23 protein-coding genes are annotated in these 24990 nt (G+C 64.3%); 9 read left to right on the forward strand and 14 right to left on the reverse strand.

Annotated features, from left to right (window positions below; translation table 11 throughout):
- Positions 1-103 precede the first annotated feature (103 nt).
- On the forward strand, positions 104-853 hold the full coding sequence (locus tag CDQ92_RS06295) for an esterase/lipase family protein (protein WP_088440438.1): 750 nt from the start codon (positions 104-106) through the stop codon (positions 851-853).
- Here the strand turns inward: CDQ92_RS06295 and CDQ92_RS06300 are convergent, their stop codons facing one another.
- Positions 854-1366, reverse strand: a complete 513-nt coding sequence (locus CDQ92_RS06300; RefSeq protein WP_088440439.1) for a GNAT family N-acetyltransferase — start codon at positions 1364-1366, stop codon at positions 854-856.
- Positions 1367-1741: 375 nt separating this feature from the next.
- Here CDQ92_RS06300 and CDQ92_RS06305 point away from each other — a divergent pair, with 375 nt between their 5' ends.
- Both CDQ92_RS06305 and CDQ92_RS21060 read left to right on the forward strand, forming a co-directional pair.
- A complete protein-coding gene (locus CDQ92_RS06305) occupies positions 1742-3064 on the forward strand; it encodes a S41 family peptidase (RefSeq protein WP_158213766.1) in 1323 nt (440 codons plus the stop codon).
- Positions 3048-3572 (forward strand): MarR family winged helix-turn-helix transcriptional regulator, encoded by a 525-nt coding sequence (locus CDQ92_RS21060; RefSeq protein ID WP_158213767.1) that lies wholly within the window; start codon positions 3048-3050, stop codon positions 3570-3572. The genes CDQ92_RS06305 and CDQ92_RS21060 overlap by 17 nt, the downstream gene beginning before the upstream one ends.
- Here CDQ92_RS21060 and CDQ92_RS06315 read toward each other — a convergent pair.
- Positions 3532-3924, reverse strand: a complete 393-nt coding sequence (locus tag CDQ92_RS06315; protein WP_088440441.1) for an acyl-CoA thioesterase — start codon at positions 3922-3924, stop codon at positions 3532-3534. The genes CDQ92_RS21060 and CDQ92_RS06315 overlap by 41 nt on opposite strands.
- 136 nt (positions 3925-4060) lie before the next feature.
- Entirely contained in the window at positions 4061-5311 is a 1251-nt protein-coding gene (locus CDQ92_RS06320) for a threonine ammonia-lyase (protein ID WP_088440442.1), read from the reverse strand.
- Positions 5312-5358: 47 nt separating this feature from the next.
- Between CDQ92_RS06320 and CDQ92_RS06325 the strand changes: the two genes are divergently transcribed.
- From CDQ92_RS06325 to CDQ92_RS06340, 4 genes are all read left to right on the forward strand, one after another.
- Complete coding sequence (locus CDQ92_RS06325) at positions 5359-6249, forward strand: NAD(P)-dependent oxidoreductase (RefSeq protein WP_237246112.1); 891 nt, start codon at positions 5359-5361, stop codon at positions 6247-6249.
- On the forward strand, positions 6246-7907 hold the full coding sequence (locus CDQ92_RS06330; RefSeq protein ID WP_088440443.1) for an amidohydrolase: 1662 nt from the start codon (positions 6246-6248) through the stop codon (positions 7905-7907). Before CDQ92_RS06325 ends, CDQ92_RS06330 begins: the two co-directional genes overlap by 4 nt.
- Positions 7894-9156 (forward strand): FAD-dependent oxidoreductase, encoded by a 1263-nt coding sequence (locus CDQ92_RS06335; RefSeq protein WP_158213768.1) that lies wholly within the window; start codon positions 7894-7896, stop codon positions 9154-9156. Before CDQ92_RS06330 ends, CDQ92_RS06335 begins: the two co-directional genes overlap by 14 nt.
- A 104-nt stretch (positions 9157-9260) precedes the next feature.
- Complete coding sequence (locus CDQ92_RS06340) at positions 9261-10409, forward strand: alpha-hydroxy acid oxidase (protein ID WP_088440445.1); 1149 nt, start codon at positions 9261-9263, stop codon at positions 10407-10409.
- 146 nt (positions 10410-10555) lie between these two features.
- Here the strand turns inward: CDQ92_RS06340 and creD are convergent, their stop codons facing one another.
- Positions 10556-12040 (reverse strand): cell envelope integrity protein CreD, encoded by a 1485-nt coding sequence (gene creD, locus CDQ92_RS06345; protein WP_088440446.1) that lies wholly within the window; start codon positions 12038-12040, stop codon positions 10556-10558.
- A 165-nt stretch (positions 12041-12205) separates the two neighbouring features.
- Complete coding sequence (locus tag CDQ92_RS06350) at positions 12206-12952, reverse strand: TorF family putative porin (RefSeq protein ID WP_088440447.1); 747 nt, start codon at positions 12950-12952, stop codon at positions 12206-12208.
- Between the two features lie 261 nt (positions 12953-13213).
- On the opposite strand from CDQ92_RS06350, the gene ispG reads away from it, so the two are divergent.
- Positions 13214-14365 carry a flavodoxin-dependent (E)-4-hydroxy-3-methylbut-2-enyl-diphosphate synthase gene (ispG, locus tag CDQ92_RS06355; protein WP_088440448.1) on the forward strand — a complete coding sequence of 384 codons (1152 nt, stop codon included), beginning with the start codon at positions 13214-13216 and terminating at the stop codon, positions 14363-14365.
- Between the two features lie 15 nt (positions 14366-14380).
- Here the strand turns inward: ispG and pip are convergent, their stop codons facing one another.
- The 9 genes from pip to CDQ92_RS06400 form a co-directional block, all read right to left on the reverse strand.
- Positions 14381-15475 (reverse strand): prolyl aminopeptidase, encoded by a 1095-nt coding sequence (gene pip, locus CDQ92_RS06360; protein WP_088440449.1) that lies wholly within the window; start codon positions 15473-15475, stop codon positions 14381-14383.
- A 79-nt stretch (positions 15476-15554) separates the two neighbouring features.
- Positions 15555-16280 (reverse strand): 2OG-Fe(II) oxygenase, encoded by a 726-nt coding sequence (locus CDQ92_RS06365; protein WP_088440628.1) that lies wholly within the window; start codon positions 16278-16280, stop codon positions 15555-15557.
- A 126-nt stretch (positions 16281-16406) separates the two neighbouring features.
- Complete coding sequence (pnp, locus tag CDQ92_RS06370; protein ID WP_088440450.1) at positions 16407-18740, reverse strand: polyribonucleotide nucleotidyltransferase; 2334 nt, start codon at positions 18738-18740, stop codon at positions 16407-16409.
- A 192-nt stretch (positions 18741-18932) separates the two neighbouring features.
- A complete protein-coding gene (gene rpsO, locus CDQ92_RS06375; protein WP_088440451.1) occupies positions 18933-19202 on the reverse strand; it encodes a 30S ribosomal protein S15 in 270 nt (89 codons plus the stop codon).
- A gap of 25 nt (positions 19203-19227) precedes the next feature.
- Entirely contained in the window at positions 19228-20184 is a 957-nt protein-coding gene (truB, locus tag CDQ92_RS06380) for a tRNA pseudouridine(55) synthase TruB (protein ID WP_088440452.1), read from the reverse strand.
- Positions 20185-20216: 32 nt separating this feature from the next.
- Positions 20217-20633, reverse strand: a complete 417-nt coding sequence (locus tag CDQ92_RS06385; RefSeq protein WP_088440453.1) for a DUF6491 family protein — start codon at positions 20631-20633, stop codon at positions 20217-20219.
- A gap of 179 nt (positions 20634-20812) precedes the next feature.
- Complete coding sequence (locus CDQ92_RS06390) at positions 20813-21349, reverse strand: GNAT family N-acetyltransferase (protein WP_088440629.1); 537 nt, start codon at positions 21347-21349, stop codon at positions 20813-20815.
- A complete protein-coding gene (locus tag CDQ92_RS06395; protein WP_162291065.1) occupies positions 21349-22623 on the reverse strand; it encodes a M20/M25/M40 family metallo-hydrolase in 1275 nt (424 codons plus the stop codon). Before CDQ92_RS06395 ends, CDQ92_RS06390 begins: the two co-directional genes overlap by 1 nt.
- A 59-nt stretch (positions 22624-22682) precedes the next feature.
- Complete coding sequence (locus CDQ92_RS06400) at positions 22683-23288, reverse strand: thymidine kinase (RefSeq protein WP_088440455.1); 606 nt, start codon at positions 23286-23288, stop codon at positions 22683-22685.
- Between the two features lie 56 nt (positions 23289-23344).
- On the opposite strand from CDQ92_RS06400, the gene CDQ92_RS06405 reads away from it, so the two are divergent.
- Positions 23345-24931 (forward strand): AbgT family transporter, encoded by a 1587-nt coding sequence (locus tag CDQ92_RS06405; RefSeq protein WP_088440456.1) that lies wholly within the window; start codon positions 23345-23347, stop codon positions 24929-24931.
- The last annotated feature ends 59 nt before the right edge of the window (positions 24932-24990 follow it).

The following is a 24990-nucleotide window of genomic DNA, read 5'->3' on the forward strand; positions in this document are numbered from 1 at the left end:
TCTCCGCGAAGGCGGAGGTCCATCTCGGGTCGGTGCAAGATGGGACCGGCGGGAGATGGACCCCTGCCTTCGCAGGGGCATGAATTCTGCTATAGGGCCGACCATGATCCGAAGCCTACTCACCCGGCGCGCCGAATGGCCCGCGCGCATTCCCGATCCTGACGCGCTCCCGCCGCTGGGGCTGCTATGGCGGGAGGTGACGAGTTTGGCGCGCGCGCTGTGGGGCCGCATCCGCCCGATGCCGCCCGAAACCAATCCCGACAGCGACCATCCACCGGTGATGGTTCTCCCCGGTTTCTTGTCGGGCGACTGGGCGACCAAGGCGCTGCGCGCCGATCTGCGCCGAGCCGGATTTCGCTGCTACGCTTGGGGGCTCGGTTTCAACCGCGGCGCGACCCCTGACATCATCGAACGTATCGACACCCGCGTCCAGTGGATCATCGGCCGCACCGGCCACGCCCCGGCGCTGGTCGGCTGGAGCCTCGGCGGCATTTACGCGCGCGAATATGCCAAGCATCATCCGGGCAAGGTCGCGCGCGTCGTCACCCTCGGCTCGCCATTCTCGGGCAGCCGCCGCGCCAACCGCGCCTGGCGGCTCTACCATCTTGTCGCGCGCCACCCGGTCGATAACCCCCCGATCGATTTCCACCCCGCCCCGCGCCCCGAAATGCCGACCTTCGCTTTGTGGTCGGCGTTCGACGGCGTCGTCGCGGTGAACAGCGCGCGCGGTCAGCCCGAAGAGAGCGACCGCCAGGTCGAAGTCGATTGCGGCCATATGGGCTTTGCCTATGCGCCCACATCGGTGGCGGCGATTGTGAAGGCGCTGAAGGAAGAGGTGGCGCGCCCGGACTGATCAGCACACGTCGATCCCTGGGCCAGCGCGCCATTTCATCACCCGCCGTCCGGGGCGCCGCCCCGTCTGCCCCGTCGCCAGAAAGCCGATCCGGCGCAGCAGCGCGCGCGAGCGTTCATTGTCCGGATGGCATTCGGCAATGATCGCGGCGCCCGGGCGCGACGCCGCAATCTCGCGCACGACCGCATCGACCGCCTCGGTCGCCAGTCCCTGCCCGCGCGCGGCTGCTGCAAACCAGTAACCGACCTCGACCGCGCGCGCATCGCGCCGGTGAACCCCGATCACGCCCTGCAGCCGTCCCTCGCGGCGATCCCGCACCGCGTGAAACACGTCGCCGCCGCCCGATCCCGCGATCAACGCGCGGGCGTCGGCCGCGGTAAACGGCGTTGGCAGGAAATCAACCTGATCGGTCACCGAAGCGTCGGTGATCGCGGCCAGTGCGGCGGCGTCATCGGCGTGCAGCGGCGCGATGCGGCATCGCGCGGTGGAGAGGGCAAGCAAAGTGTCGGTCATGTCGCGTCTTCTTCAAAAAAATGCGCGCCGTACCCGGGGGATCGTGGTGTGATGATGTGATGACAACCATTCGCCTTCCGGACACGGCGGCGATGGTCAAAGGTGATGCCATGCCGCTCCTAGATAAAGGAGCGCCAATACGCCTTGCATTGGGTGGATCGGTCGTTGGTCATCGTCGGTGGGGCTAATCGCTCCAGACCCGACGGTCAATACGGGTCGCAACCGGCGTCGAGCAATTCTACGCGGCGTTCACATAGTGCGGCTGGGTCGCCTACGCCTGACGCAAAGCCGTTTCCGTTCTTGCCTGTCCGAGTTATACAATATATTGCGCAATATCTTGTATAACTGAGTCGCAGGTGAAGGTTGATGCTTCCAATGAAAAAAATAGGGTCGACCGCAATTGTCGCGGCGGTGTGGTTTCTAGGCGTCGGCGCGACCGGCGAGGCGTCGCTCACGGCGGCCGATCGACGACAGGTGGTCGAGCAGCTGGGCCAGACATTGGAGGCCAATTATGTCTTTGCCGACAAGGCCAAGACACTTGCTGCGACGCTCCGCGCCCACCTCGAAAGGGGCGACTATGACGGTGCGCAGGACAAGGACGCGCTGGCGCAGGCGCTGACCAAGGATCTGATCGCGGCCAGCAACGACCTGCATTTTTTCGTCGGCGTCGACCCCGCCTTTGCCGCCGACTATGCCGCCCGGAAAGACCCCGCGCGCGCCGCCGAATTGCGCGAAACCGATCGGCGCGACGAAGCACAGAAAAACTTCGGCTTTACCGACCTCCGCCGCTTGGAAGGCAATGTCGCCTATGTCGGGATGTCGCATTTCGCCGAACCCGAACTCGCATATGATGCCGCCAGCGCAGCGATGCGCTTTATCGAGAATAGCGACGCGGTCATCTATGACATGCGGTATAACAATGGCGGCTATCTTGAGATGGCGCAGCTGCTCGCCAGCCAGCTTTTCCGCGCCGACAAGGATCAGGAGCTGTTCGATTATTATTACACCGACGATGGCCGCCGCGTCGCCCGCGGCCAGTGGGTACTCACTGCCATCCCGGCAAAGCGCCTGACCGGCAAACCCGTTTATGTCCTGACCTCATCGACCAGCTTTTCGGCGGCCGAATGGTTCGGCTATTCGCTGCAAAAGCTCGGCCGCGCGACGCTGGTCGGCGAACAGACAGCGGGCGGCGCGCACCCCGTTGACCGCAAGCCGGTGGGCACCGACTTTTTCGTCCAGGTGCCGATCGGCCAGATCCACGACCCCGTCGATCGCGGCGATTTCGAAGCACGTGGCGTCACTCCCGATCATGTCGTCGCCTCCGCCGACGCCTTGGTCGTCGCGCATCGTCTGGCACTGGCCGACATGGCAAAATCCGACACCGCGAAACAGGCCGACGCCGCGTGGTTCGCACCAACGCTCGCCGCGCGCGCCAAGGCGGTCCAGCTCACCCGTGCCGGTCTTGAGGCGATCGCGGGCCGCTACGAAGGCCGGCAGATCGCTATCGTTGACGGCAAGCTGCTCTACACCTGGCGCGAGCGTTTCCGTGCCACGCTGGAGCCGCTCGGCAATGACCTGTTCGCGGTCGAGGGCGTCGCCGATTTCCGCTTCCGTGTTGTGCGCAAGGCGGGCAAGATCGCCGCACTCGAACGCATCAACCGCGAGGGAACAACCGACAGCTATGCCCGCCTCGACTGACCCATCAACCAACCTCAACGACATCTCATTTCTTGGACGGCTCAGCGAGGCATTGAGCCAGACGATCGAGGATCAGACGCGCGAGCTGTTCGATGCGGCGGGCATTGTCATCCCGGTGCGCTCCTGCTCGCTGCTCACCGCGCTCCGTCAGGCGGGCGAGGCGTCGCCGGCCGAGCTGGCGCGAGCGCTGGGTCAGTCGCACCAGTTGGTGATCCAGAAATGCCCGGGGCTGATCCGCCTCGGCCTGATTACCCAGCATCCCGATCCCGCCGACGCGCGCCGCAAGCTGTTTCGCCTGACCGAAAAGGGTCAGGCCCAAATGGCGATGCAGGACCGATATAGCGATGAAATATCCGACGTGTACCGGCGCCTCTTCGCAGAGACCGGCGATGTGCATGCGATGATATTGAGAACCTTGCGGGCGCTCAAAGAGCGGCCCCTTCGTGACCGGGCGGCAAAAATTCTCGTTAGTCGAGAAAAGGAGCAACGACCTCCGCCGTCACCCTGAGTGGGCGCCCGCTCGCCTTGTCGAGCAGCGCCCAAACCGTCCGCGCCCGCACATGAACTTTGCCATCGGCGTCGGTGAATTCCATGAAGCGGTCGAACTTGGCGCCCTTTGGCTTGTCAGCGACCCACGTCCACGCGGTCACCGTTTCGCCAGGGCCAAGCGCGCGCAGATAATCGATCTCATGCCGCACGACGACCCAGATATACGCGTCCTTATGCGCCTGCGGCGCTGCCGCGTCCCAATGGCCGGTCGCGACCTGCTGTATCCACTGGACCCAGACGGCATTGTTGACATGGCCGAGCTCGTCGATGCTGTCGGGCGTGGCGGTAAGCTGGAGCACGAAGGATTTCATCGGATTTGCTTAGCCTCTGCACGTGAAGACAAAAAGACTCGTCATTGCGAGGAGCCGGAGGCGACGCGGCAATCCAGAGTCGCGTAAACCGCCCTGGATTGCTTCGCTTCGCTCGCAATGACGAAGTGGTTAGAGACTAAGCCAGCTCCACCGTCGTCACCATATATCCCGCATCGCGCAGCGAAGCGACCAGGCTGTCGAGATGCTCCCGGTCGCGCGCTTCGCATTCGATGTCGGTAATCAGCCCCTTGGCGGGCAGCGTGGTAAAGATGCGCTGGTGATAGATTTCGATAATGTTGACCTGTTTCTCGTCAAACAGCTTCATCACCTTGAACAGCGCGCCAGGGCGATCCTGCAAGCGGATGCGAAGCCGCGCGATGCGGCCCGATCGCGCGAGATCGCGCAGCAACACATTGGCGAGCAATCGCGTGTCGATGTTTCCGCCGCACAGCACCAGGCCGACCTTGCGCCCGGCAAATTCCTCGGGATGCGCGAGCAGCGCGGCGAGGCCCGCGGCACCCGCGCCCTCGACCACCGTCTTTTCGATCTGGAGCAGCAGGCTGACCGCGCGTTCCAGATGGCGTTCAGCGACCAGCACGATGTCGTCGTTCAGCTCGGCAACGCGCAGCCGCGTATAGTCGCCCGGTTCCTTGACCGCGATCCCCTCGGCCAGCGTGTCGCCCTCGCACGCCATATCGACGCCGTTGAGCTTGGCGTACATCGACGGATAGAGTTCGGCCTGCACCCCGATGAGGCGGATGTGGGGATTGATCCCGCGCGCCGCGGTTCCCATCCCGGTGAACAGCCCGCCGCCACCGATCGGGATGATCAGCGTGTCGATCTCCGGCACATCCTCGAGCATTTCGAGCGCCACCGTCCCCTGCCCCGCGGCGATATGTGGATGGTCGAACGGGTGGACAAAGGTCAGCCCGCGCTCGACTTCCAGCTCACGCGCATGTGCATAGGCGTCATCATACTTCTCACCGAACAGGACGATTTCGGCGCCGTGGCTGGCGGTCTGATACACCTTCACCTGCGGGGTGGTTTTCGGCATCACGATGGTGACCGGAACGCCCAGCCGCTTGCCATGATAGGCCAGCCCCTGCGCGTGATTGCCCGCCGATGCCGCAATAACACCGCGGGCTCGTGCCACGGGGTCCATCAGCAACAGCGCATTAAGCGCACCGCGTTCTTTATAGGCCGCGGTGAATTGCAAGTTTTCGAATTTCAGCCAGACTTCGGCGCCGACCATTTCGGACAGCGTCTGCGAATGCAGCGTCGGGGTACGCACGATCGCGCCGTCAATTCGCGCCGCCGCCGCGCGCACATCGTCGAGGGTGATCGCCGGCAAATCGGCAGCGGACAGGGTGGGTGCGGTCGTGCTCATGATGCCGCTCGCCCTAGCCTATCTGGCGCACCGCGCAAACCATGGTTATGAGCCTTGAGATGATCCAGGAAAAATTGCGCATCAGCTTCATCGGCACCGGCGTCATGGGCGGACCGATGGCGGGCCATCTTGCGAAAGCGGGCCATAACCTCACCGTGTATAACCGCACCCGCGCCAAGGCCGACACTTGGGTCGCCGCGCACGGCGGCAAGGCCGCTGCGACCCCGGCGGAGGCCGCGCACGATGCCGATATCGTCCTGACCTGCGTCGGCAACGACGACGATCTGGCGCAGGTCACCCTGGGCCGCGACGGCGCGTTCCGGGCGATGCGCAAGGGCGCCTTGTTCATCGATCACACCACCGTGTCGGCGCGGATCGCGCGCCAGCTGTCGGTCGAAGCCGAAGGGCTCGGCGTTCATTGCCTCGATGCCCCGGTATCGGGTGGCGAAGCGGGAGCGCAGAATGGCACCCTGTCGATCATGTGCGGCGGGACAAAAGCCGCGTTCGCCGCCGCCGAGCCGGTGATGCAGGCCTATGCCGCGCGCATGGTCCATATCGGCGGCCCCGGCGCCGGGCAAACGACGAAGATGGTCAACCAGATCGCGATCGCCGGAGTGCTGCAAGGCCTGTCCGAAGCGCTGCGTTTTGCGCAGGCGTCCAAGCTCGACGCCGACAAGGTGTTCGAGGCGGTGTCGGGCGGCGCCGCGGCGAGCTGGCAGATGCTCAACCGCTGGAACACGATGGCTAAGGACGAGTTTGATTTCGGTTTTGCGGTCGACTGGATGCGCAAGGATCTGGGCCTCGCGCTCGACGAAGCGCGCTCGAACGGCGCGACGATCCCCGTCGCCGCAATCGTCGATCAATTTTACGCCGATGTGCAAAAGGCCGGGCACGGTCGCCGCGACACCAGCTCGCTTATAACAAGGTTGCCGAAATGACCCGCCTCCTGCTGACCGCACTCGCGCTCACCCTCGCCGCCCCCGCGCACGCCGACACGCTCGTCGACAACGTCAACGGCATCACGCTCGACAAGGATGGCAAGTTGCTCCGCTTCACCGGGCTCGTCATCGACAAGGACGGCAAGGTCAAGGAGCTTCTCGACCGCAAGGACAAGCGCCCCGAACGCCCCGATTTCAAGGAGGACGGCAAGGGCCGTACCCTGATTCCCGGCCTCATCGACGCGCACGGCCATGTCATGGGGCTGGGGTTCCAGCTGATGCTGCTCGACCTTAGCGAGACCAACAGCCTTGCCGAAGCGCAGGCCGCGATCCGCAAATATGCCGCCGACAATCCCGAAATGCCGTGGATTATCGGATCGGGCTGGAATCAGGAAAGATGGGGTCTGGGCCGCTTCCCCACCGCCGCCGACCTTGACGCCGCGGTGCCGAACCGCCCGGTGTGGCTCGAACGCGTCGACGGCCATGCGGGCTGGGCCAATACGGCCGCCATGACCGCTGCCAAGGTCACCGCCGCCAGCAAGTCGCCCGACGGCGGCCGTATCGAAATAGTGGGCGGCAAGCCGAGCGGCGTGTTTGTCGATGCCGCAATGAGCCTGGTCGATAGCGCCAAACCCAAGCCGCTGGCGCGCGACCTCGACCGCGCGCTGTATCTGGCGCAGCAGAAGCTGCTCGAACAGGGCGTGACCACGATCGCCGACATGGGGACATCGATCCTCGACTGGCAGGCATTTCGCCGCGCCGGGGACAAGAAACAGCTCGCGGTGCGGATCCTGAGCTACGGCGGCGACATCGACAATATGGCGATGATCGCCGGGTCCGAGCCGACGCCGTGGCTGTATGACGACCGGCTGCGCATGGTGGGGGTCAAGCTCTACCTAGACGGCGCGCTCGGCTCGCGTGGCGCGTGGCTCAAGGCACCGTATAGTGATGCCCCCGGTCAGACCGGCCTGCCGCTGCTCACCCCCGCGCAGCTCCGCAACAAGATGGTCCGCGCGTCGATGGACAAATTCCAGGTGACGATCCACGCGATCGGCGACGCCGCCAATGCCGAGGCGCTCGACGCGATTGCCGACCTCACCGCCGACCTGCCCGGCGAGCGCCGCTGGCGGATCGAACATGCGCAGGTGATCGACCCCGCCGACATCGCGCGCTTCGCCAGCCTGAAAGTCATCGCGTCGATGCAGCCGGTCCACCAGACGAGCGACCGGCTGATGGCCGAAGCGCGGCTCGGCCCCGACCGGTTGAAGGGCGCCTACGCCTGGCGCAGCCTGCAGGCCGCGGGCGCCCGCATTGCCTTCGGTTCCGACGTGCCGGTCGAAAGCGCAAATCCGTTCGCCGGCCTTGCTGCGGCAATCTCGCGCACCGATGCCGCGGGCCAGCCATTCGGCGGCTGGCGCCCCGAAGAAGCGGTGAGCCGCGAGACCGCGCTCGACGGCTTCACCCGCACCGCGGCTTATGGGGGGTTCGCCGAGGATCGCATCGGCACGCTGATGCCAGGAATGCGCGCCGATTTCCTGATCGTCGAAACCGACCCGATGCTCGCCAGCCCCGACGAGATCCGCCGCATGATCCCGCTCGAAACCTGGATCGGTGGCTATCGCTATTACAAGAAAGAGGCGTCCGGTGGCGGGCGGTAAGACGCCCAGCCGCCGCGCGCTGCTGACGGGCCTTGCTGCGCTGCCCGTCGCAGCAACCGCGGCTGCGGCCGAGCGCCGTTCGAAGAAACGCAAACCCGCGAAGCCCAAGGTCCAGCATGTCGACGTCGCGATCATCGGCGCCGGGGTGTTCGGCGCCTGGACCGCCTGGCATCTGCTCCGCGCGGGCAAATCGGTGCGGCTGTTCGACGCCTACGGAGCCGGTCATGTCCGCGCGTCGTCGGGCGGCGAGAGCCGCGTCATCCGCATGGGCTATGGCGCCGACGCCATCTATTCGGAGATGGCGCGCGAATCTTTGCCCTATTGGAAGTCGCTCTCCGACACCGCCAGCGCGCCGATCTTTCATAACACCGGCGTGCTGTGGTTCGGGCCGCAGGGCGATGCCTACACCGCGCAGTCGCTCGCGTGGTTGCAAGCGAACCGGGTTGGGCATGAGCATGGCGACGTCCGCTGGCTGCAGAACAAGTACCGCCAGATGCAGTTTTACCAAGGCGAAACCGGCGTCCTCGAAACCGAAACCGGCGCGTTGATCGCCGGGCGCGGCGTACAGGAAGTGATCGCCGATGCGCAGATCACGGTCGAGCGCGTCGTCATGCCCGCACCCCTGCTGTCAAAACGGATAAAGCGTCACAGCCTCCCCGACGGCGGCACCGCCGACCATCTCGTCTATGCCCTCGGCCCCTGGCTCGCCGAACTCTTCCCGCAGCAGCTCATGAACAAGATCGTCGCGACGCGGCAGGAAGTCTATCATTTCGGCGCGCCGCAGGGCGACACGCGCTTCGCCCCGCCCGAGCTGCCGGTGTGGGCCGACAACAGCAACAATGGCATTTTTTACGGCATCCCCGATCTCGAGGGGGCGGGGTTCAAGATCGCGATCGATCGGCACGGCCCGATGATCGATCCCGACACGATGGAACGGCAACTGACCCCGGCGGGGATTGCCGAGGCGCGGGCCTATATCGCCCGCCGCTTCCCAGCCCTCGCCTCAGCACCGCTGATCGGCGGGCGCGTCTGCCAATATGAGAATAGCTCGAACGGCGACTATCTGATCGACCGCTTTCCGGGACAGGAGCGCGTGTGGCTGGTCGGCGGCGGATCGGGGCATGGGTTCAAGAACGGACCCGCAGTGGGCAAGCGCGTGGCAGCGCATATCCTTGCTCCGAAACTGGCCATCGAACCGCGCTTCAGCTTTGCGACCAAGGGGACGGTGGCGGCGCGAACCGTCTTCTAAATTCGTCATTGCGAGGAGCGAAGCGACGCGGCAATCCAGACCGTGCGTAAACCGCCTTGGATTGCTTCGCTTCGCTCGCAATGCCGGGTGAGAATGGGGCAAATATGAAACTCACCGACTGCCACAATATCGACGACTTCCGCGCGCTGGCAAAACGTCGCCTACCCTGGCCGGTGTTCGATTATATCGACGGCGCCGCCGACGACGAAGTCACCCGCCGCCGCAACCGCGCCGCGTTCGACGATTGCGACCTCATCCCGCGCGTCCTCGCCGGGGTCGCAAGCGTCGACATGCGCACCACGCTGTTCGGGCGCGAAATGGCGATGCCGCTGTTCCTGTCACCCACTGCGCTCCAGCGGCTGTTTCACTGGCAGGGCGAGCGCGCCGTCCTCCGCGCCGCCGCGAACGCCGGGACAATGGCGGGCATCTCCAGTCTTGCCACCATCAGCCTGGCAGAAGCGGGGGCGCTGACCGACGGTCCCAAGCTGTTCCAGCTGTATGTCCACAAGGACGAAGGACTCAACCGCGCAATGCTCGCCGCCGCGCACGACGCGAAATTCGACGCCGTGGCGCTTACCGTCGACACGATCGTCGGCGGCAACCGCGAACGCTGCCTGCGCTCGGGCTTCACCTCGCCGCCGCGTTTCACTCCGGGCAATATGCTGAGCTACGCCGCCAAGCCCGGTTGGGGGCTCAACTATGTCTGCCGCGAAAAATTCAGTCTGCCCAACCTCGCGACCCATGTGTCCGAAGGGTCGAGCGTCCCCAAATCGGTCGCCGACTATTTCACCTCGATGCTCGACCAGAGCCTCGACTGGAAGCGCGCCGCGGCGATCCGCCAGCAATGGGACGGCCCCTTCTGCCTCAAAGGCATCGTTGCAGTTGAGGATGCCCGCCGCGCCGTGGAGATCGGCGCCACCGCGATCATGGTATCGAACCATGGCGGCCGCCAACTCGACGGCAGCCGCGCGCCGTTCGATGCGCTCGCCGAAATCGTCGATGCCGTCGGCGACCGGATCGAGGTGATCTGCGATGGCGGCATCACCCGGGGCACGCATGTGCTCAAAGCGCTTTCGGTCGGCGCGAAGGCCTGTTCCGGCGGCCGCCTATACCTCTACGCGCTCGCCGCGGCGGGCGAGGAAGGCGTGGCGCGCGCCATCGCGCTGCTGCGCGCCGAGATGGAGCGCGGGATGAAATTGATGGGAGCCAAGACGCTGTTGGATCTCGGCCCCCACAATCTGCGCTGGCGGTAGCATGATCCTCCCTGCGGCGAAACCGTGGGGAGGGGGACCGCCGCGACGCGGTGGTGGAGGGGCAGCGACGGCAGCGCCAAAGCCGCTCCGTCAGTCCTGCGGACTGCCACCTCCCCATCGCAGCGCGACAGGGAGGATCAGTCACATCACACCGCGGGCAACGCCTCATCCTTCTTCCCCAGCCCGCTCCAGTCGATGCTCCGCGTCATGTACATCACGCCGGCGAGGGCGAAGAACATCAGCACCGAACCGATCAGCAGCGAATAGGCCTCAAGGTTGAGCAGCACATAAAGCAGCGCATACAGTCCGACCAGCATCGCGGCCAGGAACCGCGCGCGCTTCCAGCTTTTCAGCACCGCCGCGCTGTAAAAGGCCAGCAACCCGATGATCGCCGCCGACGCCAGCATATAGGCGAAGGTAAAGCCGATCACCTCGGCGAACGCCAGCAGCAGCACGAAGAACAGCACCAGTGCGATGCCGGTCAGCAGATATTCGGCCGGCGCCACCCGCGCCCCCGCGATGATGTCGAACATCAGGAAGGCGACGAAGGTAAAACCAATGAACAGGAAGCCGTATTTGATCGCGCGATCGACCTGGCTGTACAGGTCGACGGGTTCAATCAGGCTGATCGCCACGGCTTTGGCGGTCCCGCCCGACGCTTCACCTGCACTGCCATCGCTCGGCGCCGAAACGGCTACCGCGTCGACATAGGCGTCGCGCGGGCCATAGTTGGACGTTACGGGCGGCGACAAATCGCCGGTCAGCACCTGCGCCTGTCCCAATGCCAGGTTCGGCACCGCATAGGTGGCCGTAAATCCGCTGGCCGTCACACTGCGCTTCGCGGGGAGGAAATCGCCGCCGAAGCTCGGGTTCGGCCAACTCGACTTGACCGTCCAGCGCGTATCGACCCCGCGCGGGATCAGCTTGAAATCGCCCAGCCCGCGCACGCCGATCTTGTAATCGACCTTCAGCGGCGCCGCTGCGCTCCAGTCGACAAAGGCGAAGGTGCCCGAATTGCCGGTCGAGAGCAGCCCCTTTCCGGGCTGCAATGCCAGCGGCGTACCGTTGACCGCCACGCTATTGCCATCGACTAGCCCGCGCGCGTCGCTGACCCCCAGCCGCACTTCGGCGCGATCGAGCATCAGCGCCTCGCGCGCAACGCCAAAGCGCGCGATGTCGGCGGGCAGCACGAAATCGGCGCTGCCCGAAATCTGGCTTTCGTAAACGACCGTCTCGTAAATCGCTTTCTTGCGCTTTTCGGGCTTAATGACGACGTCGGCTGTATTGGCTTGCGGTGACAGGTAGAGGTTGCGGATCGTGTTCATCGTCCGCGTCACATCCTTGCCATTCTCGGTTACCGTGGTCGTTTCCGTCGCACGATAGGGGATGACTATCACCGGTCCGGCGATCGTCTGTTGCCCTCCCCAGCCCTGCCCGATCGACGCCTGCGCAGTTTCGGCCTGCTGCTGGCGATCCCACAGCAGCCCGTAGATCATGAGGAGCGGCACCATCAGCGCGACGGCGATCAGTACCGCGATGACCAGCTTGACGCCCGGACTGCGCTCGCTGCGCGCGGGCGGATTCGACGATGAAACGGGGGGAACAGAAACGCTCTGAGAGGCTTGAGTCATGGGGGGAATACTCTCGTTTCTTCAATTTGTCGATGAATTTGCACGGTTCATCGACGCGGTCAAGCGTGATGCGATGAGGCACCCGCCTGTGCCCCATGCACGAAAAAGGGGGCAGCCTCCCCCGAAGCCGCCCCCTTAACGCGTGGTCGCTGACCCGCTAGGCGATCAGAAAGAAATGCCCAGCGTAAAGACCACGGTTGGATCGAACAGCGTGTCGATGGCTTTGACGCCCGACTTTTTGATGTCGGTGTCGACATATTGCACGGTAAAAGTCGCGGGACCGGCGGCGAACGAGGCGCCGAGCATCCAGTCGAGATAATTGCCGCCGGGCGCCAGCGCGCCGAGCGATCCGTCGGTGTAACCAAGCGCGGCGTTCAGCGTCACTGGTGTATCGGCAATGCCATAGCCAAGGCCAAGGTTCAGATAGATATTGTCGTTGCTACCCAGCGAATTCTGATCGGGGGCATAGTACACACTTCCGGTGGCCGAAACGGGACCAAGGTCGTGCGACAGCTTGCCGACGACTTCGATATAGTCGCTGGGCCCCGCAAAGCTCTGGTTGCCGGGATAGACATAATAGATGGCCCCGATATCGACCGAAGTCCCCGGTGCGACCTCGGTCGCGAAACCGCCATAGAGGTTGAGTTCATATTTGCCGTACAACGGGCTGTCGGGAAGCGTCGACCCCCACACGCCGGCGTAAAAGCCGCTTTCGTGGCTGGCGGTCAGCGTCGACTGAAGTGCAACCTTTTCGTTCGACAGCGAAATGCCGCGGAAGCGATAGTCCGACACAACCGAAACGCCGCCCGAAAGCGAGACCGGGCCGCTGGCTTCTTCTTGGGCGAAGGCGGGCCTCGACATCGCCGACGCGGCGAGCAGCATGCCGAAACACGCTTTGGTAAGAAACTTCATGGGTGATCCCCCTAGTAAAAAAAACGGATCGTCCCGGCCTGCTGTGCGCGTCCACGCCTCTTCGTGCGGGCCTGTGACGTCGAACGCTTTCGAAATTGCCGATTTTGCTGCAATGCACAAACAAAAATTGCGCATGGTGGCGATTCAACGTCAGAGTGTGTCTTTCGCGCAACAGCCGCGCCGCACATGCTTGGCTTTGCCAATCGCCCGCCGGACCGCTAAAGAGCAGCGCATCCTCCCCTTTCGATCGAGCCCGAACCCATGAGCGATCACAATCCCGGCCTGCGCCCCTGGCGCGACATCGCGCGGCGAACCAGCCGCCAGATCATGGTCGGCACTGTCCCGGTCGGCGGCGGCGCACCGATCACGGTGCAGACGATGACCAACACGCTGACCAGCGACCCGGTCGCGACGATCGATCAGATTCGCCGCTGCGAAGAGGCGGGCGCCGACCTGATCCGCGTGTCGTGCCCCGACACCGAATCGACCGCGGCGCTCGGCAAGATCGTCCGCGCCGCACGTATCCCGATCATCGCCGACATCCACTTTCACTATAAGCGCGCGCTCGAAGCCGCAGATGCTGGCGCCGCCTGCCTGCGTATCAACCCCGGCAACATCGGATCTTCGGAGCGCGTCGGCGAAGTCGTCCGCGCCGCCAAGGCCAACGGTTGCGCGATCCGCATCGGCGTCAACGCCGGCAGCCTCGAAAAAGACCTGCTCGAAAAATACGGCGAGCCCTGCCCCGAGGCGCTCGTCGAAAGCGCGCTTGACCATATCAAGCTGCTTCAAGACCATGATTTCCACGAGTATAAGGTCGCGGTGAAGGCGAGCGACGTCTTCCTCGCGGTTGCCGCCTATGCGCAGCTCGCCGATGCGGTCGACTGCCCGCTCCACCTCGGCATCACCGAAGCAGGCGGGTTAATCGGCGGCACCGTCAAATCGGCGCTCGGCATCGGCAACCTGCTTTGGGCCGGCATCGGCGATACGATCCGCGTCAGCCTCTCCGCCGAACCCGAAGAAGAAGTCCGCGTCGGTTACGAGATCCTGAAATCGCTGGGCCTCAGAACCCGCGGCGTCCGCGTCGTGTCCTGCCCCAGCTGCGCGCGGCAGGGCTTCGACGTCATCCGCACCGTTCAGGCGCTCGAAGAAGCGCTCGGCCACATCAAGACCCCGATGTCGCTCTCGGTCCTCGGCTGCGTCGTCAACGGCCCCGGCGAAGCGCGCGAAACCGACATCGGCATCACCGGCGGCGGCAATGGCAAGCATATGGTCTATCTGTCGGGGGTCACCGACCACCATGTCGCCGACGCCGACATGATCGGCCATATCGTCAAACTAGTCGAAGCCAAGGCCGCCGAGATCGACGCAGGCAGTTCGGTCAGCATGGACGTCGCGCACGGCAAGGCGGCGTAGGCGCGCCTCCGCGGCTTAAGCGCGGACCAGCGGCGCCATCCCGTCCATCACCGCGGTCAGCGCCAGCGCATTTTCGCGCTCCATCGCGCTATGCCCGGCGTTGGTGACGACATAAGACACCGGCTCCGTCCCCGCCGCGCGGAGCGCTTCGACCAGCCGCGATGCCTGGGTCAACGGGCAGACCTCGTCGAAGCGGCCATGGACGATGTGGATCGGGATTGCCGCGAGCGTCGCGATATTGTCGAAGAAATGCCCCGCCGGAATGAACAGACTATTCGCAAAATAATGCGCCTCGATCTGCGCAAAACACAGCGCGAAATCGGCCTCGCCGAATTTCCCGGTATCGGCGGCTTCGGGGATCATGTTTGAAATCACCCCCTCCCACAGCGACCACGTCACTGCCGCTTCCATTTGCCGCGCCTTTTCCGCCGCGCTGGCCGGCACCATGTCGAAAATCGCCTTGTACGACGCCATGACATCGCCGCGCTCGGCCGGGGTCAGGACGTTCAGCAGCGCCGCCCATTCACCCGGATATTTGATATACGCCCCCGGCGCGGTCAGACCATAGGGGTTGGCTTGCCATGTCGCGGCATTGCCTTGATACAGATAGTCGAGGTCTTCCGGCGCGCCCAGAAAAATGCCGCGCAGGATCAGGCTGGCGCAATGCGCAGGGTGCGCGATGGCATAGGCCATCGCCAGCGTGCTGCCCCAGCTACCGCCAAACACATGCATCGCCCCCGTAATCGCCAGATGATCGCGCAACTTTTCGATATCGCCGATCAGGTTGGCGGTTGTGTTCTTGGCCAGCGCCGCCCCCGGTCCCGCCGACGCAACATTGGGTTCGCTCTTGCCGCACCCGCGCTGGTCGAACAGGACGACACGATAGCGTAGGGGATCGAAAAAGCGCGCCATCGCCGGGGCGCACGCGCCGCCGGGGCCGCCGTGCAGGAACATCACCGGTTCGCCCGCCGGATTGCCATATTCCTCCCAATAGATGCGATGCGCGGGATCGACATCGACCTCCAGCCAGCCGAAATTCAGGCACGGCGGCTGCGGATAAACCCAAGCGTCGCCGATCTTGCTGCTCGCCTGAAGCCGGGAAAAATCCATCGCCGCTATCCTCGCTGCCACCGTGGGGGGAACCAATGGCTTAACCGCCACAGCCGCCATGTCCACCCGGCGGACGATATTAGGCGGCGTCGTGAAAGATGATCCCCAGCGTACGGCGATGCCCCGACCGGACTTCGCTGACCCCGTGGCGCATCGCCACCCGGTAGTCGCCGCGGCTGCCCGCGACCGGCCGTTCGTTCACCGCGAACACCACCGCGTCTCCGTGACCCAGCGGTACCACCGCAGCGCGCGACTGCATCCGCGGCCGCTGCTCGGTCAGCACAAACTCGCCGCCGGTGAAATCGGCCCCCGGGGCCGATAGCAGCACCGCTACCTGCAACGGAAATACCTCCACCCCATACAGGTCGCGGTGCAGGCAATTATAGTCGCCCGGCCCATATTGCAGCAACAGCGGCGTCGGCCGCACTTGCCCCGCGGCATGACACTGCGCCAGATAATTGGTGTGGTCCGCAGGAAAACGTTCAACGCGCTCCATCCGCTCGTGCCAGCGGTTCGCAACCGGGGCCAGCTGCGCGTAAAGCGCCCCGCGCAACCCCCCGACCAGTGGCGGCAATGGGTAAGAAAAATAGCGATATTCGCCGCGCCCAAACCCGTGCCGCGCCATCTGGACATGACTGCGGAACAATTCTTCCAGCGGATAGAGCGCGGCGGTATCGTAACACTCGGCGGCTGAGAGCAGCCGCGGCAGCACTGCCCACCCCTCGCGATCAAGCGCAGCGGCGAGGGCGGTCCAGTCCAGCGCGGCGATGCGTGCGGTAACTTTGGTATCGTTCGTCTCGGTCATACCCAGCCCCTGCCACGCCGCCGCCCCGCTTCCGCCCCGTTTCTTGCGATCAAAGCGCACGCGCCGTGGGCAACAAAAAAAGGGGCCGCCGCAGCAACCCCTTTCCTTGTTCGATAAACCGAAGGCTTAGTCCTTCAGGAAGTCGGGCACATGGCCCTGATCTTCCGGACCTTCGTTGCGTTCGCGGCGCGGGCCGCGCTCGCCACCGCCGTCACGGCGCGGACCACGGTCACCGCCGCCATCGCGACGCGGACCACGTTCGCCACGACCGCCACCGTCGCCGCGCGGGCCACGATCGCCGCCGTCACGGCGCGGCCCGCGGGGACCGCGGTCGCCGCCTTCACGCGGCGGGCGGGTGTCTTCCAGCTCGGCGCCGGTTTCCTGATCGACGACGCGCATCGACAGGCGAACCTTGCCGCGCTGGTCGATCTCGAGCACCTTGACCTTGACTTCCTGGCCTTCGCTCAGGACGTCGGCGACCTTTTCGACGCGCTCGTTGGCGATTTCGCTGACGTGAACCAGGCCGTCCTTGCCGCCCATGAAATTCACGAACGCCCCGAAATCGACGAGATTGACGACCTTGCCGTCATAGATCTTGCCGACTTCGGCTTCTTCGACGATGCCCGAAATCCACTTGCGCGCAGCTTCGATCTGCGCCGGATCGCTCGACGAAATCTTGATCAGACCTTCGTCGTCGATGTCGACCTTGGCGCCGGTGGTCGCGACGATCTCGCGGATCACCTTGCCGCCGGTGCCGATGATGTCGCGGATCTTCGCCTTGTCGATCTGCATCGTCTCGATACGCGGGGCATAGTCGGACAGCTCGGTGCGGGCTTCGCCCAGCGCCTTCGCCATTTCGCCCAGGATGTGCGCGCGGCCTTCCTTCGCCTGGTTCAGAGCGGCTTCAAAGATCTCGCGCGTGATGCCCGCGATCTTGATGTCCATCTGCATCGTGGTGATGCCTTCGGACGTACCCGCCACCTTGAAGTCCATGTCGCCGAGGTGATCTTCATCGCCCAGGATGTCCGACAGGATCGCAAAATCCTTGCCTTCGAGGATCAGGCCCATCGCGATGCCCGAAACCGGGCGCTTCAGCGGTACGCCGGCGTCCATCATCGCGAGCGAACCGCCGCAAACCGACGCCATCGACGACGAGCCGTTCGACTCGGTGATGTCGCTGGTGATGCGGATCGTGTAAGGGAACTCGTCCTTCGTCGGCAGCACCGCGTGCAGCGCACGCCATGCCAGCTTGCCATGGCCGATGTCGCGGCGGCTCGGCGCCCCGAAACGACCGACTTCGCCGACCGAATAGGGCGGGAAGTTATAGTGCAGCATGAAGTTCGAGTAGCTGAGGCCGTTGAGGCCGTCGATCATCTGCTCGCTGTCCTTGGTGCCCAGGGTACAGGTCGCGATCGTCTGCGTCTCGCCGCGAGTGAACAGCGCCGAGCCATGCGCGCGGGGCAGGAAGTGCGTTTCGGCAAGAATGGGACGAATCTGCGTCGTGGTGCGTCCGTCGATGCGCTTGCCGTCTTTCAGGATGGCGCCGCGCACGATTTCGGCTTCCAGCTTCTTCATCAGCTTGCCGGCGGCCATCTGGTCCTGCGGCGCGGCATCGGCGAAAGCGGCCTTGGCAGCAGCGCGGGCTTCGTTCAGCGCGTTAGAGCGGGCCGATTTGTCGGTCAGCTTGTACGCGGCGGCGATGTCCTTGCCGATCAGCTTCTTCAGCTTGTCCTTGGCAGCGGTCAGGTCGGCCTGTTCGGCCATAGCCCAGGGATCCTTGGCAGCTTGTTCGGCCAGCTTCACGATTGCCTTGACCACATCCTTACACGCGTCGTGCGCGAACAGCACGGCGCCGAGCATGATCTCTTCCGACAGCTCATTGGCTTCGGATTCGACCATCATCACCGCGTCGTAAGTGGCGGCGACGACCAGATCGAGATCGCCTTCGGCAACCTGCGCATCGGTCGGGTTCAGGATATATTCGCCATCGATATAGCCGACGCGTGCGGCGCCGATCGGGCCCATGAAGGGCACGCCCGAAATGGTGAGGGCGGCCGAAGCGGCGACCATCGCCAGGATGTCGGGCTCGTTGTGACCGTCATAGCTCAGCACTTGGGCAATGACGTTGATTTCGTTGTAGAAACCTTCGGGGAACAGCGGACGGATCGGACGATCGGTCAAACGCGAAACCAAAGTTTCCTTTTCGGTCGCGCCGCGTTCGCGCTTGAAGAAGCCGCCGGGAATGCGGCCTGCGCCCGAATATTTTTCCTGATAGTGGACAGTCAGGGGGAAGAAGTCCTGCCCTTCCTTGACCGTCTTGGCGGCGGTGACCGCGGCCAGGACCATCGTTTCGCCGAGCGTCGCGACAACCGCGCCATCGGCCTGACGGGCAACCTTGCCCGTTTCGAGGGTCAGCGTTTCACCGCCCCACTCGATCGATACTTTTTTCACGTCAAACATGGAGTTTCCTTCGCCCGCCTGGCCCAATGCCGGGCGGGGCCTCTGATTCCGGGTAATCCGACCCGGGGCGGTGCGGGGCGTCTGTGGCCCCAATGGCGGTCCCGCCGGATGCGGGAGCGGCCCTGTGGTCCGGCGAATTTGCGCGGAGCCAATATGACAGCGGCCCCGGAAAACCGGGGCCGCCAGAAATTCTTACTTACGCAGACCCAGCTTCGCGATCAGTGCCTGATAGCGTCCCTCGTCCTTCTTTTTCAGATAGTCGAGGAGGCTGCGACGCTTGTTGACCATCATCAGCAAGCCGCGGCGGCTGTGATTGTCCTTGTGGTTCGCCTTGAAATGACCGGTCAGGTTATTGATGCGGTCGGTCAGGATCGCGACCTGCACTTCCGGCGAACCGGTGTCGCCCTTGCTGCGGGCATTTTCGGTGATAACTTCGGTTTTGCGCTCGGCGGTAATCGACATAGATATCTTCCTCGAACATCATGGCTTAAAGATTGAAGCCGCGTACGACCTTCAGCGTTCCCGCCAAAGCCTCGATCAGGGCGATCGGACGATTGTCATCGTCCCGTCCCCAATAGAGCCCGTCATCCGTAGCTACCCCGGTCCAGACACGACCCTGACGGATCGCCCCTGCCGCTTCCGGGGAAAGGTTCAGAGCCGGGATGTCGACCAGCCCTGCCTCGAGCGGCAGAATGACTTCTGATTGCGCGGCGCCTTGGCCGAATGCGTTGAGTTTGTCCAGCGAAATCGCCTGTTCCAAATCGAACGGCCCGGCCTTTGTGCGGCGCAGCCTGGTGACATGGCCGACCGTGCCGACGGCGTGCGCGATATCACGCGCGAGGGAACGGATATAGGTGCCTTTGGAGACGTGGGCGGTGAGGGTGATAGTTTCAAGCAACCCCTCTCCCATATCGTCACCCCGGTCTTGATCCGGGGTCCATTCTGCCGGCGCCCCAGTGGATACAGGATCAAGTCCGGCATGACGAAGCGAGAAAATGGTCACACTCCGCGCCTTCATCTCAACCGCCTCGCCCTTGCGCGCCAGATCATAAGCCCGCTGCCCGTCGATCTTGATCGCCGAGTAAGCAGGCGGCACCTGCTCAATCGCCCCGGTAAAGCGCGGCAGTACCGCTTCAACCTCCGCCAGCGTCGGCCGCACATCGCTGCTCGCGACCACCTCACCCTCGGCATCAAGCCCGTCGGTCTCGGTCCCGAACGCGATCGTAAACGCATAGGTCTTGCTTGCATCGAGCATCCGCCCGCACAGCTTGGTCGCCTCGCCCAGCGCGATCGGCAGCACCCCCGACGCCAGCGGGTCGAGCGTGCCGCCATGGCCGACCTTGACCTTGCCCAGCCCCGCCTCGCGGCACACGCGCTTGACCGCGCCGACCGCCTGCGTCGAGCCGAGCCGCAAAGGTTTGTCGAGAATGATCCAGCCGTTCATCCGCGCCCGCTACGGCCACGGGCGACCCGCTGTCAATTTGCGCCGGGTTTTTCGCCCATGATGTCTTTCGATTTATCACGCCGAAACGGCGGCCCGGCGGAGGTCACAAACGAGGTTAAGGGGCAGCGCTCGCCACGCACCACGATCGATGAAAACCGATCGAGCCGTCCGGCACCGCGCGTTTCGACGCCAATCGCCTGCGCGAAATCGACATCAGGGCAATATCCGGCGAAGGTGCCGTAATACCAGACGCGCTGGCGATCCTGAATCCAGATACCACGGCCTCGATCGGCCTGCCAGTTGCGGATCGAACTGTCGCTCGGAAAAGTAATGCTCGCCTCGGCACCGAGTTCGCGCGGCGCGTCGGCAGAATTGGGGGCGGGCTCGTTGGCCGCCGCTGCAGAAAGGGGAAGCAAGACGGCGGCCAGGGAGAGAGCGAGATTCTTCATAGCGACTCGCTTAGCAGCTCAAGGCTGAACGGGCGCTGACCCTGATCTTCCCTATCGCGCAGCGATTGGGAGTCGGCAGCGCGAAGCGCTGACGGAGGGGCTTTGGCGCTGCCGTCGTGGCCCCTCCGCCATTCGGTGCGCAAACGATTCCCCTCCCCATGACTTCGTTACAGGGAGAATTATCTTTGCCACTCACCCGCCAGCAGCGACCACAGCGTGGTGTCGCGGACATGGCCAGTCCAGGTGATGCGCTCGGACCGCAATGTCGCCTCTTTGTTGCAGCCAAGCTTCGCCACGGCGGCCTGACTGCGCGCGTTGCGTTCGTCGATACGAAACTCGATGCGGCGAATGCCAACCGCAAAAGCGTGCTCGATCATCAGCCGTTTCAGTCGCCGGTTAAACCCCGTCCCGCGCAAGTCGGGGTGAATATAGCTGTTGCCGATCTCGACCGTCTGCGCCGACCAGTCGGGGCGGAGCCAGGCGGTCATCCCCACAAGCCGGTCGCCATCGAAGATCGCGTAGGCCATCCGGCCTTCGCCACCGATCAGCGCGTCAAAACTCTGGTCGAAATGACCGGGACCAAAGCTCGATGAATAGATCGCCCAGATGTCGGCGTCGGCAGCGCAAACCGTGCGCAGCGCCTCGCGGTGCGCTTCGGTCAGCTTGACGAGTCGCAAATCGCCGTCGTCCAGCTCAACATACAGGCGATCGCGCATCATTTGACGCCCGCGGTCGCCAGCAGGATGCCCAGCCCGACCGAGGCGCCATGAAGGCTTTTGGTCTTTTCCACGTCGATCCATTCGTCGAGCGCATGCGCGCGTCCGCCCTCCCCGCCTGACCCGATCGTCACCGCCGGAACGCCAAGGCTCATCGGCAAATTGGCATCGGTCGATGAGGAAGCGGACCGCGGGGAAAGCCCGAGCGCGCTGATGATCGCATGGGCATAGCGGACGATAGGTTGAGTCGCCGCCGTTTCGCCCGCCGGTCGGTCGCCGATCGGTTTGATGTCGGCGGTGATCGCGCCTTCCTTGACCGAGCGCGCCGCATTTTCGGTTTCGACGCCCTTTTTGACAACCGCGAGGAAGGCCTGCTCCAGCTTGGCAAGCTCGCTCGGATCTTCGGACCGCATGTCAAATTCGATGAAAACCTCGTTCGGGATCGAATTGACCGATGTGCCGCCGCCGGTAACGCTGGCCGCATAGGTCGTCTTGGGCTTCGCCGGGACCGGGATCTTGTAGAAATCGGCGATCGTCTGGCTCATCGCCGCCATCGGATTGACGAGCCCGAACGCGCTGAAGCTGTGCCCGCCCGGCCCCTTAAAGGTGACGCGATAGCGCTTCGACCCGACGCCGCCGGTGACGATGCGCGACGGGTCGCTCCCGTCCATCGAGACAAAGGTCTTCACCCGGTCCTTATATTTTCCCTTGGTCAGCAGGTAGCGGACACCGCGCAAATCGCCCGGGCCTTCTTCGCCGACATTGCCGACGAAGATGATGTCCTGTTTCACCTTGATCCCGCTTTCCTTCATCGCGCGCGCATAGGCGAGCAGTACCGCAAGGCTGCGGGTGTCGTCGCCGACGCCGGGAGCGTGGAGACGCGTGCCTTCGCGGCGAACCTTTATCGGAGTGCCTTCTGGGAAAACCGTGTCAAGGTGCGCGGCGATCATCACCGCTGGGCCGCCGACGGGGCCGGTGCCCCGATAAATGCCCATCGCATTGCCCTCCGCGTCGATTTCGACGTCCGCCAGCCCGGCATCTATCAACATGTCGCGATAGGCCGCCGCGCGCGCTGCTTCCTTGAACGGCGGCGCCGGGATTTCGGTCAGCTTGATGATTTCGTCGACCATCCGGTCATGGTCGCGATCGAGGATCTGGACTGCCGATACATAGGCCTTGGTCTTGAGCACCGCTTCGGGCTTTGGCTGCGACGCGACCTGGACCGGCGCGGCGGCCAGCAGGGCAGCGGCAGTCGGCAGCAGCATGTTACGCATGAAAATCCTTTCGCGAAAACCACAAGAATTCTGGTCGGCAATTCAGCGCTGCTCAGGGGTCAGGAGGGCATCCGCAACGCTTCGGCAGCCTCGCGCCGCTTGGTCATAAAATGTCGGCGGCACATTGCAACGTAGCGGTCGTTGCCGCCGATCTCGGTCTGCGCCCCCTCGACCACCGCGCGGCCATTCTCATCGACCCGCAGGTTCATCGTCGCCTTGCGCCCGCATTCGCACACGGCTTTCAACTCGACGAGCGCATCTGCGATGCCGAGCAGCGCCGCCGATCCGGGGAACAGCTCCGCCGAAAAATCGGTGCGCAGGCCATAACACAGCACCGGAATGCTACTTTCATCCGCCAGCCGCGCGAGCTCCAGCACCTGCGCCCGCGTCAGAAACTGCGCCTCGTCAACCAGAACACAAGCGAGCGGACGTTCCGCATTCTCCGTACTGACCGCGGCCCACAAATCGCTCTCGGGATCAAATTTATGCGCCTGGGCGATCAGGCCGATGCGGCTCGTCACCTGCCCAGCGCCATAACGATCGTCGAGCGCCGCGGTCCACAGCATTGTTTCCATGCCGCGCTCGCGATAGTTGAAATCCGCCTGCAGCAGCGTGGTCGATTTGCCTGCGTTCATGCTGGCATAATAGAAGTAGAGCTTGGCCATGGACCGGCTATACTCGGGCCGGAAAGAACAACAAGAGTATCGAAGAGGGATGCTGGATGACTGACAACGCCGCCGTGGCCGCCGTTCCGCAAAAAGGGTTTCTGGGCTGGATTGAACGCGTGGGCAACCGGCTGCCCGACCCGGTGGTGCTGTTCCTCTGGTTGGTCGGAATTCTCATCATCATATCGGTGATCGCCTCGGCAGTCGGCTGGTCGGCGCTACATCCCACCGAGACCGACCCCGAAACCGGCCGGCAAAAGGTGATCGCGGCGACCAGCCTGCTCAGCCCCGAAAATATCGCGCGGCTATGGGTCGACATGCCGACGACCTTTACCCACTTCCACCCACTGGGTTACGTACTCGTGGTCATGCTCGGTGCGGGCGTCGCTGAACGCACCGGCCTGTTCGGTACCGCGATGCGCGCCAGCGTGCGCGGCGCGTCGCCGACGCTGCTGACCCCGATGGTCGCCTTTGTCGCAATGATGGGCAATCTGGCCGCCGACGCCGCCTATGTCGTGCTGATCCCGCTCGCCGCGGTCATTTATCACGCCGCGGGGCGCCATCCCGTCGCGGGCATCGCGGCATCGTTTGCGGGCGTGTCGGGCGGGTTTTCGGCGAATCTTTTGCCCGGCCAGCTCGACGCGTTGCTGTTCGGCATCACCCAGGCAGCGGTCGAAACGGTTTTCGGCCCCTGGCAGCCTAATATCGCGGGCAACTGGTATTTCATCGCGGCGATGCTGTTCATCTTCCTGCCAGTCATCTGGTACGTAACCGACCGTATCATCGAGCCGCGGCTCGGCACCTATGTTCCCGCGGGAACCGCAGGGACAGGCGACGTCGGCGAACGCGACCGGGCGCTGACCGATGCCGAGCGCAAGGGACTGCGCCACGCCGGGCTCGCCATATTGTTCGTGATCGGCCTGTGGGCGTTCTTCACACTTGGACCCGGCACCCCGCTGATCGACGAGGCCGGCCCGCCCGAAGCGCGGCTGTCGCCCTTTTACCGATCGCTGGTTGCCGCTTTCTTCCTGCTCTTCCTGCTTGCGGGCTGGGCCTATGGCCGGGCAACGGGAGTGATCAGCAACCACCGCGACCTGGTCAAGATGATGAGCGAGTCGATGGGCGACATGGCCTATTATCTCGTCCTCGCCTTTGCCGCGGCGCATTTTGTCGCGATGTTCGCCTGGTCGAACCTGGGACTGATCCTCGCCGTGCATGGCGCCGACGGCTTGCGCGCCGCCAACATGCCCGCGCCGGTCCTGCTGGCCGCCATCGTCTTGCTCACCGCCGCGCTCAACCTGTTCATCGGCTCGGCAAGTGCCAAATGGGCGTTGCTCGCGCCGGTGCTGGTGCCGATGCTGATGCTGCTCGGCATCAGCGCCGAAATGACCACCGCGGCGTACCGCGTCGGCGACGGAGCTACCAACATCATCACCCCGCTGATGGTCTATTTCCCGCTGATCCTGATTTTCTGCCAGCGCTGGCAACCCGATTTCGGTCTGGGCAGCCTCGCCGCAACGATGCTGCCCTATTCGATCGGGCTGCTAGTCAGCGGGATTGTGCTGCTGATGGGCTGGGTCGCACTCGACCTGCCGCTGGGGCCGGGCGCCAGTGTCTATATCCCCTTGCCGACCACATCCTGACCGCTGTGCGGGGGCCGGGGCGCTGCTTGACTCGTCCCGGCCCCCCTCTCATGCTGCGC

This window comes from Sphingopyxis bauzanensis (assembly GCF_002205675.1).
In the GTDB taxonomy this organism is placed as follows: Bacteria; Pseudomonadota; Alphaproteobacteria; order Sphingomonadales; family Sphingomonadaceae; genus Sphingopyxis; species Sphingopyxis bauzanensis.